Annotated in this window: 10 protein-coding genes; 5 read left to right on the top strand and 5 right to left on the bottom strand. The window is 60.0% G+C overall.

What is annotated here, in order from left to right; all coding sequences use genetic code 11:
* Positions 1-161: 161 nt before the first annotated feature.
* Together pyrB and pyrI are read left to right on the top strand one after the other, a co-directional pair.
* Positions 162-1,082 carry an aspartate carbamoyltransferase gene (gene pyrB, locus DYE40_RS08890; protein WP_115308737.1) on the top strand — a complete coding sequence of 307 codons (921 nt, stop codon included), beginning with the start codon at positions 162-164 and terminating at the stop codon, positions 1,080-1,082.
* Positions 1,083-1,091: 9 nt separating this feature from the next.
* Entirely contained in the window at positions 1,092-1,550 is a 459-nt protein-coding gene (gene pyrI / locus DYE40_RS08895; RefSeq protein WP_115308738.1) for an aspartate carbamoyltransferase regulatory subunit, read from the top strand.
* 542 nt (positions 1,551-2,092) lie between these two features.
* Here pyrI and fabF read toward each other — a convergent pair.
* The 4 genes from fabF to DYE40_RS08915 all read right to left on the bottom strand — a co-directional run bounded on the left by fabF (position 2,093) and on the right by DYE40_RS08915 (position 6,472).
* Positions 2,093-3,340, bottom strand: coding sequence for a beta-ketoacyl-ACP synthase II (gene fabF / locus DYE40_RS08900; protein ID WP_115308739.1), 1,248 nt, complete (start codon positions 3,338-3,340; stop codon positions 2,093-2,095).
* A 115-nt stretch (positions 3,341-3,455) separates the two neighbouring features.
* Positions 3,456-3,692 carry an acyl carrier protein gene (acpP, locus tag DYE40_RS08905; RefSeq protein ID WP_115308740.1) on the bottom strand — a complete coding sequence of 79 codons (237 nt, stop codon included), beginning with the start codon at positions 3,690-3,692 and terminating at the stop codon, positions 3,456-3,458.
* 278 nt (positions 3,693-3,970) lie between these two features.
* On the bottom strand, positions 3,971-5,998 hold the full coding sequence (locus DYE40_RS08910) for a prolyl oligopeptidase family serine peptidase (RefSeq protein ID WP_115308741.1): 2,028 nt from the start codon (positions 5,996-5,998) through the stop codon (positions 3,971-3,973).
* A 99-nt stretch (positions 5,999-6,097) separates the two neighbouring features.
* Positions 6,098-6,472 carry an ACP-like domain-containing protein gene (locus tag DYE40_RS08915; RefSeq protein ID WP_115308742.1) on the bottom strand — a complete coding sequence of 125 codons (375 nt, stop codon included), beginning with the start codon at positions 6,470-6,472 and terminating at the stop codon, positions 6,098-6,100.
* A 272-nt stretch (positions 6,473-6,744) separates the two neighbouring features.
* Here DYE40_RS08915 and lysS point away from each other — a divergent pair, with 272 nt between their 5' ends.
* From lysS to DYE40_RS08935, 3 genes are all read left to right on the top strand, one after another.
* On the top strand, positions 6,745-8,256 hold the full coding sequence (gene lysS / locus DYE40_RS08925; RefSeq protein WP_115308744.1) for a lysine--tRNA ligase: 1,512 nt from the start codon (positions 6,745-6,747) through the stop codon (positions 8,254-8,256).
* Between the two features lie 151 nt (positions 8,257-8,407).
* On the top strand, positions 8,408-9,160 hold the full coding sequence (locus tag DYE40_RS08930) for a hypothetical protein (protein ID WP_147286623.1): 753 nt from the start codon (positions 8,408-8,410) through the stop codon (positions 9,158-9,160).
* Positions 9,161-9,373: 213 nt separating this feature from the next.
* Complete coding sequence (locus tag DYE40_RS08935) at positions 9,374-9,952, top strand: UbiX family flavin prenyltransferase (protein ID WP_115308746.1); 579 nt, start codon at positions 9,374-9,376, stop codon at positions 9,950-9,952.
* A gap of 659 nt (positions 9,953-10,611) precedes the next feature.
* Here DYE40_RS08935 and DYE40_RS08940 read toward each other — a convergent pair.
* On the bottom strand, positions 10,612-12,336 hold the full coding sequence (locus DYE40_RS08940; protein WP_115308747.1) for a proline--tRNA ligase: 1,725 nt from the start codon (positions 12,334-12,336) through the stop codon (positions 10,612-10,614).
* Positions 12,337-12,375: the final 39 nt, after the last annotated feature.

Raw genomic sequence — 12,375 nt, forward strand, 5'->3', positions numbered from 1 at the left:
GACGGCCTGACCTTGTGCGATAATCGCGCCGTTTTTTCCCACAGGATCACCGCCATGCCCGCACGCGCCGCCCGCCAAGCCGCCGCCGCCCGCCGCAGCGGTTTTCCGTTTTCCCCCCGCCCCCGCCGCCGCGCGGGTTTTTTTACGGAGAAAAAAATCCCATGCCCAATCCGCTCTACCGCCGCAACATTATTTCCGTATCCGATTTGACGACCGGGCAGCTCGAGCTGCTGCTGCACACCGCGCTGAAACTCAAAGCCGAGCCGCGCGGCGACCTGCTTGCGGGCAGGCTCGTCGCCTCGTGTTTTTTCGAACCCTCGACGCGCACGCGGCTGTCGTTTGAAACCGCCGTGCAGCGTTTGGGCGGCCAAGTCATCGGCTTTGCCGACGGCGCGAACACCAGCGCGAAAAAAGGCGAAACCCTGGCCGATACCGCCCGCATCATTTCCGGCTACACCGACGCGATTATCCAGCGGCATCCCAAAGACGGCGCGGCGCGCGTGCTGGCCGAATTTTCCAAAGTGCCCGTTATCAACGCGGGCGACGGCACCAACCAGCACCCCAGCCAGACCCTGCTTGATCTGGTAACGATTTACGAAACGCAAGGCCGTCTGGACAAGCTGAAAATCGCCATGGCGGGCGATTTGAAATACGGCCGCACCGTACATTCGCTCTGTCAGGCATTGAAACGCTGGGGCTGCGAATTTGCCTTCGTCTCGCCGCCGAGCCTCGCCATGCCCGACTACATCACCGAAGAGCTGGACGAAGCGGGCTGCCGCCACCGCGTGCTGCCCAATCTCGAAACGGCGGCGGAATGGGCGGACATCCTCTACATGACCCGCGTGCAGCGCGAACGTTTCGACGAGCAGGAGTTTGCCAGAATCCAGGGCAGGTTCAACCTCGACCCGTCCGTGCTGGCCGGCGCGAAAGCCAACCTGCGCGTGCTGCACCCGCTGCCGCGCGTTGACGAAATCCACCCCGATACCGATGCCACACCCTACGCCTGCTATTTCGAACAGGCAGCAAACGGCGTGTACGCGCGCATGGCGATTTTGTCGCTGGTATTGAACGAAGAAGTGTAAGGAGCGAATATGGAAGCCAAAAAACTCAGCGTCGAAGCCATTGAAAACGGCACCGTCATCGACCACATCCCCGCCGGTTTGGGACTGACCATCCTGCACCGCTTCAAGCTGCTGCACTACGGCAGCGCGGTAACTGTGGGCTTCAACCTGCCCAGCAAAACGCAGGGCAGCAAAGACATCATCAAAATCGCCGGCGCAACCTTCGACGATGCCGCCGCCAACCGCCTCGCCCTGTTCGCCCCCGAAGCCGTGGTCAACACCATCGCCGATTTCCAAGTAACCGCCAAACGCCGCCTGACGCTGCCCGAAGAAATCGCCGAAGTGTTCCGCTGCCCCAATGCCAACTGCGCCAGCCACGGCGAACCGGTAAAAAGCCGTTTTTATGTCAAAACGCAGAGCGGGCATACCAAACTCAAATGCCACTACTGCGAAAAAACCTTCCCGCGCCAGGCGGTGTTGGAGGCGTAAATACGCCACAGAGGCCGTCTGAAAATCTGCAAAACAGATTTCAGACGGCCTCTGTGTTTGGGCTTGTACAAGCCGAGTGCGCCGCCAAACAGCGCGCACATTCTCCGCTCTGAGGTAGGGTGTGCCGCACAGCGGCGCACGCGTTCCACGTTACTGCAACAGGCCGTCTGAAAAACGCAAACGGTATCTCGGATGCGCCGAATCCGTGTTTTAACTTCGTTGAAGCTGCACGTTCAGACGGCCTTTATCTGTTTTTTCAAAACACCCTGCAAACACCAAAACCGCGTGCGTCGCTTAGGCGGCACACCCTACTGAACGGCAGAGGCCGTCTGAAAATCCGGTTTCAGACGGCCTCTGTATTGAAGCAGATAAAACATCCTTCCCGCTGTACAAGCCGCGTGTGCGGCCAAACAGCGTGCACATTCTCCGTCTAAGGTAGGGTGTGCCGCACAGCGGCGCACGCGTTCCACGCCGCAGCAAGAGGCCGTCTGAAACCCGTAAACAGGTTTTCAGACGGCCTCTTTGTGTTCAGGGCAGGGGTATTAACCCGTGAAACGTTTGAACACCAGCGTGCCGTTGGTGCCGCCGAAGCCGAAGGAGTTGGAGATGGCGACATTGATTTTTGCGTCGCGTGCTTCGTTGGCGCAGTAGTCCAAATCACAGCCGGATTCAACGTCCTGCTCGAACAGGTTGGTGGTGGGCGGGGATTTTTGGTGGTGTACGGCCAACACGCTGTACACGGCTTCCACGCCGCCTGCCGCGCCAAGGAGGTGGCCGGTCATGGACTTGGTGGAATTGACGATGGTTTTGTAGGCGTGTTCGCCCAAGGCGCGCTTGAGGGCTTTGGTTTCGTTGGCATCGCCCAGCGGGGTGGAGGTGCCGTGGGCGTTTACATAGTCCACATCTTGCGCGTTCAGGCCTGCGTCTTTCAGGGCGCGGGTAACGGCCAGCGCGGGGCCTTCTTCGTCGGGTGCGGTAATGTGGTAGGCATCGGAGCTCATGCCGAAACCTACCAGCTCGGCGTAGATTTTCGCGCCGCGTTTTTTAGCGTGTTCGAGTTCTTCCAACACCAAAATGCCCGCGCCTTCGCCGATAACGAAACCGTCGCGGCCTTTGTCCCACGGGCGGGAGGCGGTGGCGGGGTCGTCGTTGCGGGTGGACAGGGCCTTCATGGCGGCAAATCCGCCCACGCCGAGTGTGCAGAGTGCGCCTTCTGCGCCGCCGGCAATCATGATGTCCGCATCGCCGTATTTGATGAGGCGGGCGGAATCACCGATGGAATGTGCGCCGGTGGTGCAGGCGGAAACCATGCCGTAGCTGGGGCCGCGGTAGCCTTTGAGGATGGTAACGTGGCCGGCGATGAGGTTGATCAGCGAGCCGGGGATGAAGAAGGGGTTGATTTTGCGCGCGCCGCCTTCGATCACGGCTTTGCCGGTGGCTTCGATGCTGGGCAGGCCGCCGATGCCGGAGCCGATGTTCACGCCGACGCGGTCTTTGTCGAGGCCGGACACGTCGTCGAGACCCGCATCGCCGATGGCTTGCAGGGCGGCGGCAATGCCGTAGTGGATGAATGCGTCCATGCGGCGGGCTTCTTTGGCACTGATGTATGCGCCGATGTCGAAGCCGCGCACTTCGCCGGCGATTTGGCTGTTGATGTCGGATGCGTCAAAGCGGGTGATGCGGCCGATGCCGCTTTTGCCTGCGAGCAGGTTGTCCCACGCGCTCCGTATGTCGTTGCCGACCGGGGAAATCTGTCCCAGTCCGGTAATCACTACTCTTCTCTGACTCATAAAATCTGCTCGTCGGATAATCGGGTTTCGGGCGGCGGTGCGCCTTTATGATGAGAAACGACCCCTGTGTGCAGAAAGCCTGCGCACAGAGGCCGGAAAGGGTTACAGACGCGTATCAGCCCTGTTTCGCATTGATGTAGTCGATGGCGGCTTGGACGGTGGTGATTTTTTCGGCTTCCTCGTCGGGGATTTCGCAGCCGAAAGCCTCTTCCAGAGCCATTACCAGCTCGACGATGTCCAGGGAGTCGGCACCCAGGTCGTCTTGGAAAGAAGATTCGCTTTTTACTTCGTCGGCGGCAACGCCAAGCTGCTCGGCAACGATTTCTTTCACTTTTTGTTCAACGTTTGACATGTTTTTAAGTCCTTAGTTTGAGCCTTGCGGCGGTGGTTGGAGTTGAAACTCGAAACGGCGGCATTGTAACCGATTGGCTTGGAGTTTTCCATCTGATTCGGGCGGGGTGTTCCGGCCGTGCCGGAATCTGCCGCGTGTGTTTTTGCCCCGCGCAAACCTTCTGTGTTTGTTTTCAGAGAGTCTTGCACAGGGCGGATTGCGGCTATCTTAGCATGGCGGCGTTTTTGCCGACAAGAGCCGTTTGCGGTGGTTTGCCGCATTTTGGCGGCGTTCGGCGATTATCGGCCGTTTTTTCTGCCGACGGTGTGCTCGAGAAAGCGCAGAACGCAGGCCAGTTCCGCCGCCGTGTCGTCTTGTGTGGCGTTGCCGGTGTGGCCGCCGCCGTCGGCGCAGTAGAGCCAGCTTTGCGGCGAGAGCTGCCGCAGCCGCGCGTAGAATTTGAGCGCGTGGGCGGGGTGGACGCGGTCGTCGCTGAGGCTGGTGGTAATCAGGGCGGGCGGGTAGGGGAGGCCGTCTGAAAGGTTGTGGTAGGGCGAAAGCGCGGCGAGATGGGGGCGCATTGCGGGATCGGCAGGGTCGCCGTATTCGTCGGTCCAGCTTGCGCCGGCGGAGAGGGCGGTGTAGCCGAGCATATCGGTCAGCGGCACTTCGCACACCAGTGCGCCGATGCTTTGCGGTTCGCGCACGAAGGCGGAGGCGGCAATCAGGCCGCCGTTGCTGCCGCCCTGTACGGCAATGCGCGGGGCGGAGCTGAGGCCGCGTGCGGCCAAATCGCGCACCACGGCGAGCAGGTCGTCTGCGCTGCGGTGTTTGTGTTTGCCCTGTGCGGCTTCGTGCCAGTGTTTGAATTCTCCGCCGCCGCGTATGTTGGCCAGTACGAAGGCGTTGCCTTGCGCGAGCCAGTGGCGGCCGATGCTGCCGAGGTAGTGCGGCAGTTCGGCCACGCCGAAGCCGCCGTAGGCGTAGACCAGCGCGGGGGTGTCGGGCGAGGCGTGTCTGCCGACGTGGTAGTAGGGGATGCGTTCGCCGTCGGCCGATTCCGCCCAAAGCTGGCGGATGCCGATGCCTGCTGCGTCAAACTGATCGGGCTGGCGGCGCAGCACGCTCAATTCGTTTGCGTGCAAGTCGAGGGCAAACAGCGTCAGCGGGGTGGTGAAGCCGTCGGCGGCGAGATAGAGGATGTCGCCGCCCCAGGGCTGGTCGGCGATTTCCAATGCGCCCTGCGGCAGTTCGGGCAGGGTTTGCTCCGCCCAGTTTTTTCCCGTCCACTTCCATGCTTTCAGACGGCCTGCAACGTTGTCCAGCAGGGAGAGGGCGATAAAGTGCTTGGTGGTTTCCACGCTTTCCACCGCCTGCGACGGCGCGGGCTCAAACAGTACAACCGCTTCGCCGACGGTGCCTTTGTTGAGTTTGGCCGCCACCAATGCGCCGGCGGGATGGCTTTGGTTTGCCCGCCGCCACGCGCTGCGGAGCTGCACCAGCAGCTGTCCGGCGGTGTAGCCGACGATGTCGCAGTCGCGCGGGAGATTGAGTTTCGCCGTGCCGCCGCCGGGCAGGATTTGGTAGTAGTCTTTGGTGAAAAAGCCTTCCGCCGCTTCGATCAGATCCACGGGCGAGCCGAGTCCGTCGAGATAACGCCATGCGTTGGCCATCATCCAGTTTTCCGGCACGCGGAATACGGGCAGGCCGTCTGAAAACGCCTGTCCGCGTTCGAGCAGCCACACTTCGCGCGGGTAGCCCGAGGCGGTAAGCTGCCTCTCGTCCCACGCGGGGCATACCCAGACGCTGTTTTCGTCGCGCCAGGAAATGTGGTTTTTGCCGGGCGGGAAGTGGAAGCCGTTTTCCACAATCCGTTTTTGCTGCAAATCAAATTCCAGCGTATAGGCCGCGTCGCCGCCGTTTTCGCTCAGGCTGATGAGGACCCGCAGCGGCTGCTCCTCATTGTGGGACACGCCTTCGAGATATACGTCGGCTCCGAGGATTTCGTCGAACGCGGCCACGGAAAACAGGATTTCCCAATCGGGCATACCCGCGCGGTAGGCGGCGGCGGAGCAGACGCGGTACACGCCTTTGGGAAATTCGGCGGTTTGGTGGAAATGGTACATCCGTGCGCGGTGTTCCTCGCAGAACGGAATCTGCCGCTCGTCGCGCAGTTGGGCGGCGATGTCGTTTTTGAGTGCGGCAAAAGCCGCATCCGCCGTGAAACGCGCCGCCGTTTCGGCGTGGGCGCGGCGGGCGAAGTCCTGCGTTTCGGCGGCGGACAAGTCGTGGAATCGGGAAAACGGGTCGGTCTGCTGTTCGCTCATGGGAGGCCGTCTGAAAACAAAGAAAGGGCGCGATTATAAACAAAAAGGCCGTCTGAAAGCCTTGGTATGCTTTCAGACGGCCTTTTGCCGGCGGGGAAATCAGCGGCGCGGCGAGCAGCTCTTGAAGAGGATGCGGTCGTCCGGAGAGGTGATCATCATGGGCTGCGTGCGGACGTTTTTGCTGTCGAGTACGTCGGTGTCCAAGCGGTAGCCGCCGGCTTCGCCGAAGAAAGTGCCCACGTTGTCGGAGCGGGCGAGGTCGATTTCCATCACGCGGGTGCGGCCGTTGAGGCGGGCGGAAGCGTAGGTGGGCAGGCCCTGTTTGTTGAAGCCGTAGGTTACGTTGATCCGTTTGCCCTGCTGGCAGCGGTAGGAAACCGATTTTTTCGCCACGGTGGGGTTGTCGTTGGCGGCGGCCGCGGTGCCGCTGAGGGCAACGAGGGAAGACAGAACGACGGCAGATAACAGTTTCATTTTCTATATCCTCACAAAATATGAATTTCGGAAATGCCGTCCGCCGGACATTGCCGTCCGTGCGGAAAGCGCGGGCATACTAAAACTTTTTCCGTTAAAAAGCCTAACGGTTTCGGATAATTTCTGTAAAGCAAAGCAGGCGGCGGCAGGCCGCCCGAAAATCCGCACAGGCTCCCGCCGCCTTTTAAAAATACGGAAAGCGGTGTAAAATCCGCGCAGTTTTTTTTACTGTCAGGCAGCTGCAACTGCCTGTTTTTTATCAGGCAAACAATATGAACGAACACCATCCGGCCGCTGCCGAACCACAGCTCGACGAAAACCAAATCACCGCCATCCGCCGCGAAAAACTCAACGCCGTCCGCGCAGAGCGCATCGCGTTTCCCAACGATTTCCAACGCGACAGCTTCGCCGCCGATCTGCACGAGAAATACGGCGCTTTGTCTAAAGAAGAACTCGACCCGCAGGCAGTCCCGGTGAAAATCGCCGGCCGCATGATGCTCAAACGCGCGATGGGCAAGGCCAGCTTCGCCACCGTGCAGGACGCCACCGGCCAAATCCAGCTCTACATCAACAATCAGGGCGTGGGCGAGGCCGCGCATGAGGATTTCAAACATTGGGACATGGGCGACATCGTCGGCGCACAAGGCACGCTGTTCAAAACCAACCACGGCGAACTCACCGTGCGCGTGTCCGAAATCCGCCTGCTCTCCAAATCGCTGCGCCCGCTGCCCGACAAACACAAGGGCCTGGCCGACCAGGAAGCGAAATACCGCCAGCGTTATGTGGATTTGATTGTGAATCCCGAATCGCGCGACACCTTCATCAAACGCAGCCGCATCATCCAAACCGTGCGCAACTACATGGTAAACGAGCGTTATCTCGAAGTGGAAACGCCGATGATGCACCCGATTCCCGGCGGCGCAACGGCCAAACCGTTTGTAACCCACCACAACGCGCTGGATATGCCGCTTTATCTGCGCATCGCGCCCGAGCTTTATCTGAAACGGCTGGTGGTGGGCGGCTTGGAGCGCGTGTTCGAAATCAACCGCAGCTTCCGCAACGAAGGCATGAGCACGCGCCACAACCCCGAATTCACCATGATGGAATTTTACGAAGCCTTCTGCACCTACGAGCGCATGATGGAAATGACCGAGGGCGTAATCCGCCAAGCCGCGCGCGAAGTGTGCGGCACGGCCAAAATCAGCTACAACGGCAAAGAAGTCGATTTGGAAAGCCCGTTTGAGCGGCTCACGATTCTCGAAGCCGTTAAGAAATACAATCCGCACTACACCGACGAGCAGCTTGCCGACGAAGAATGGCTGAAAAAAGAAATCGTCAGGCTGGGCGAAAAAATCCCGCCCGCACCCGGCATCGGCAGCCTGCAACTGGCACTGTTCGAAGGCTGCGCCGAAGGCAAACTGTGGAACCCGACTTTCATCATCGATTACCCCGTCGAAGTGTCGCCGCTGGCACGCGCCTCCGACACCAAACCCGGCCTGACCGACCGCTTCGAGCTGTTTGTCGTCGGCCGCGAGCTGGCCAACGGCTATTCGGAGTTGAACGACCCCGAAGACCAGGCCGCGCGTTTCAAAGCCCAAGCCGCGCAAAAAGACGCGGGCGACGACGAAGCCATGCACTACGACGCCGACTACATCCGCGCAATGGAATACGGCCTTCCCCCCACCGGCGGCAGCGGCATCGGCCTCGACCGTTTGGTGATGCTGCTTACCGACGCGCCGTCTATCCGCGACGTGATTCTGTTTCCGCAGATGCGGCCGGAATAGGCGGATACGCTGCACAGGCCGTCTGAAAAGCACGGTAAGGGTTTTCAGACGGCCTGTTTGCCAGGCATGACGGAAAACAGAAAAGAAACAAGGCCGCAGATTTTATTTCGCGAACGTTCCCGATTATCCCACCAACCATATGGAGCAAACTATGAACAGACCCATCCCCAAATCCATCGCCGCCGCCCTGATCGGCATCACCCTGCTTGCCGGCTGCGGCGAGAAGAAAAGCGCGGAGGAATTGCAGGCCGAAGCCATGGCGAGGGCGGAAGAGGCGCAAAAAGAATACGACAAAGAAACCGCCGCCATCGCCGCCGCCGCCCGCCAGTTTTTCACCGATCCCGCCGCCGTCAAACAGGCTTTGTCCGAATTGGAAAAACGCCCCGAAGTGCAGGGCAAAAAAATAGAGGCCTACCAATTCTTTACCCTGCGTGCCGAGCCGCACCGCAACGACAGCGGCCGCGAAAACGCGGCCACTTTGTCGCTGAACATCCGCAACATTGTTCCGGGCACCAAAGAAAGCAGCTCCCCCTCTGCCAAAGAAGCCAAAATCATCGGCTACACATACAGCGTCGGCGGCAAAAGCTGGACCGGCCCCGAAGGCGTGCGCATTCTGAATGTCAGAGCCGACACCGAAAACGGCTATTTCCCCGTAAACGACGTGGATTTCTCCGTGCTGCCCGCCATCGTGGCCGAAGCCGACAAAATCGCCAAGGAGAAAAACCCCGTCGCCTTCAACAACGGCTGGAACAGCATTACCTACGAAGTCTCCCAAAACTGGACACCGGCCAAACCCGCCTTTGTCTGGGCGGTGCGCTACGAGAAAAACCACGATTTGAAACAAACCCCCGTTATCGTGTTTTTCAGCCCCGACGGCAAACTGTCTTCCGTTTCCGAGAAATGATAGACCGTTTCCCGCGCCGCACGGCCGGACAGCGTTTCCATAACCGGCGTTCAGACGGCCTGAATGCGGAAAAATCAGGCCGTATTGCCTGCCGCCCGCCGTGCGGATTCCGGTTTACAGGGATTGTTTGAAGACACGGATTTTGGCAGAGAGGCCGTCTGAAAGCGGAAAACGGCTTTTCAGACGGCCTCAAAGCCATTCGGAGGACTGCATATGCAAAAACGCCGCATCGTCGTCGGCATCAGCGGAGCCAGCGGCTTCCAATACGGTGCCGCCGCCCTGCGCATCCTGCGCGGCGCGCAAGGCGTGGAAAGCCATCTGATTGTTTCCAAAGGCGCGGAGCTGACCCGCGCCCTCGAAACTTCCTACGGCAAAGACGAAATCTACGGCCTGGCCGACGTGGTGTACGCGGTCGGCAACCTCGGCGCACCCGTGTCCAGCGGCTCGTTTCCCGCCGACGGCATGATAATCGCCCCCTGCTCGATGCGCACGCTCGGCGCAATCGCGCACGGCCTGGCCGACAATCTGATTACCCGCGCCGCCGATGTCAGCCTGAAAGAACGCCGCCGCCTCGTGCTGATGGTGCGCGAAACCCCGCTCAACCTTGCCCATCTCGACAATATGCGCCGCGTAACCGAAATGGGCGGCATCGTTTTCCCGCCCGTTCCCGCCCTCTACCACCGCCCGCAAACCGCCGACGAAATCGTCGCCCACAGCACCGCCCGCGCCCTTTCCCTGCTGGGCATCCCCCTGCCGGAAAACCTGCAATGGCGTGGCGGCGCGGCAGAGTAGGCGCGGCAGCTTCCAAGCAGCGGAAACATATAAACAGGCCGTCTGAAAACCTGTTCCGTCTGTGGCGGAGCGGCTTTTCAGACGGCCTCTTTGCCTGTCTGTACCGCCAAATCCCGCGTAGGGTGTGTCGCACAGCGACGCACGCGCTTCCCGCCACAACGGAAACACCGTTTGAAACCACAAGCGGGGGTTTCGGATACGCCGCATCCGTGTTTTAACTCCGTTGAAGCTGCGCTTTCAGACGGCCTCGTTTCCCGTTTTTCAAAACGCCATGCAATATTCGCAAGCGCGTGCGTCGCTTTGGCGGCACGCCCTGCCTTAACGGCAGAGGCCGTTTGAAAAGTACAAATATTTTCAGACGGCCTCCTTGTCTGTGTGTCCTACCGAATCCCGCGTAGGGTGTGTCGCATAGCGACGCACGCGCTTCCAGCAGCCAAACGCAACGCCGTTTGAAATCCGCCAGCGGGATTTCGGATACGCCGCATCCGTGTTTTAACTCTGTTGAAGCTGCGCTTTCAGACGGCCTCGTTTCCCGTTTTTCAAAACGCCATGCAATATTCGCAAGCGCGTGCGTCGCTTTGGCGGCACGCCCTGCCTAGTTGTTCATATAAAAAGGCCGTCTGAACACTTTTCAGACGGCCTTTGTGCGGTTTGCGGGCTTATGCGGTTTGCGCCTGCAACGCCGCCAGCACTTTGGCGGCGACTTCGTCCAGCGCGATGCTTTGTGCTTCGCTGTCGGTGCGGCGGGCGTATTCGACTTGGCCTTCTTTCAAGCCTCTGTCGCCGATAACGATGCGGTGGGGAATGCCGAGCAATTCGCTGTCGTTGAGCAGCACGCCGGCGCGTTCGTCGCGGTCGTCGAGCAATACGTCCACGCCTGCCGCTTGCAATTGGGCATAGAGGCGGTCGGCCGCTTCGCGCACGGTGTCGGATTTTTTGTAGTTCATCGGCACAATCACGGCTTGGAAGGGTGCCATTGCGTCTGTCCAGATGATGCCGCGTTCGTCGTTATTCTGCTCGATGGCGGCGGCGACGATGCGGGTGATGCCGATGCCGTAGCAGCCCATTTCCATGATTTGCGCTTTGCCGTTGTTGTCCAAAAACGCGGCGTTCATGGCGGCGGAGTATTTGTCGCGCAGTTGGAAAACGTGGCCGACTTCGATGCCGCGCGCGAGTTTCAGACGGCCTTGTCCGTCGGGGCTTTCGTCGCCTTCGACTACGTTGCGGATGTCGGCAAATCCGGGTTCGGCGGCATCGCGGCCGAAGTTGAAGCCGGTGTAGTGCCAGCCGTTTTCGTTGGCGCCGATTACCCAGTCTGCGCCTTTTTCTACGGCGAAATCGGCGTAAACCCGGCCTTTAAAGCCGACCGGGCCGAGCGAGCCGCCGTCTGCGCCGAATTGCGCGCGGATAAGTTCGGGCGCGGCCATGGTGAGCGGGGTTTTCACGCCGGCGAGTTTTTCGGCTTTGATGTCGTTGAACTCGTGATCGCCGCGCAACAGCAGCAAGACGATTTCGCCTGCGTTTTCGCCTTCGACCACGATGGATTTGAGCGTTTTTTCAATCGGAATGTTTAAAAATTCCACCAGCGCGGCGATGGTTTTGACATCGGGCGTATGGACTTTGGCCAGGCTTTCGGCGGCGGGAGCGCGGCTGCCTGAAAGCGGCAGCGTGGCGGCCAGCTCGACGTTGGCGGCGTAATCGGAAGTGTCGCTGTAGGCAATCACGTCTTCGCCGCTGTCGGCCAGCACCTGAAATTCGTGCGAGCCGGTGCCGCCTATGCTGCCGGTGTCGGCGGCGACGGGGCGGTAGTTCAGGCCGAGGCGGTCGAAGATGCGGCAGTATGCGTCATACATGGGCTGGTAGCCGTCGCGCACCAGCGATTCGTAGTCGGCGTGGAAGGAATAAGCGTCTTTCATCACAAATTCGCGCGCGCGCATCACGCCGAAACGGGGGCGCACTTCGTCGCGGAATTTGGTTTGGATGTGGTAGAAGTTTTTCGGAAGCTGCTTGTAGCTGGTGATTTCTTTGCGCACGATGTCGGTGATGACTTCTTCGCAGGTCGGCCCCATGCAGAAATCGCGCTCGTGGCGGTCTTTCAGGCGCAAGAGTTCTTTGCCGTAAAATTCCCAGCGGCCGGATTCCTGCCACAATTCGGCCGGCTGCACCACGGGCATCAGCAGTTCGACGCTGCCGGCGCGGTTCATTTCTTCGCGCACGATGTTTTCGACTTTGCGCAACACGCGCAAACCCATCGGCATCCAGGTGTAGAGGCCGGAGGCGTTTGCCTTAATCAGGCCGGCGCGTATCATCAGCTTGTGGCTGGCAAGTGCGGCTTCGGCGGGGGCTTCTTTTAAGGTGGAAATAAAAAATTGGCTGGCTTTCATGGCGGCGGTTCTTCTAATGTTAAGAAATGATGGCGGATT

This window comes from Kingella potus, assembly GCF_900451175.1.
Taxonomy (GTDB): domain Bacteria; phylum Pseudomonadota; class Gammaproteobacteria; order Burkholderiales; family Neisseriaceae; genus Neisseria; species Neisseria potus.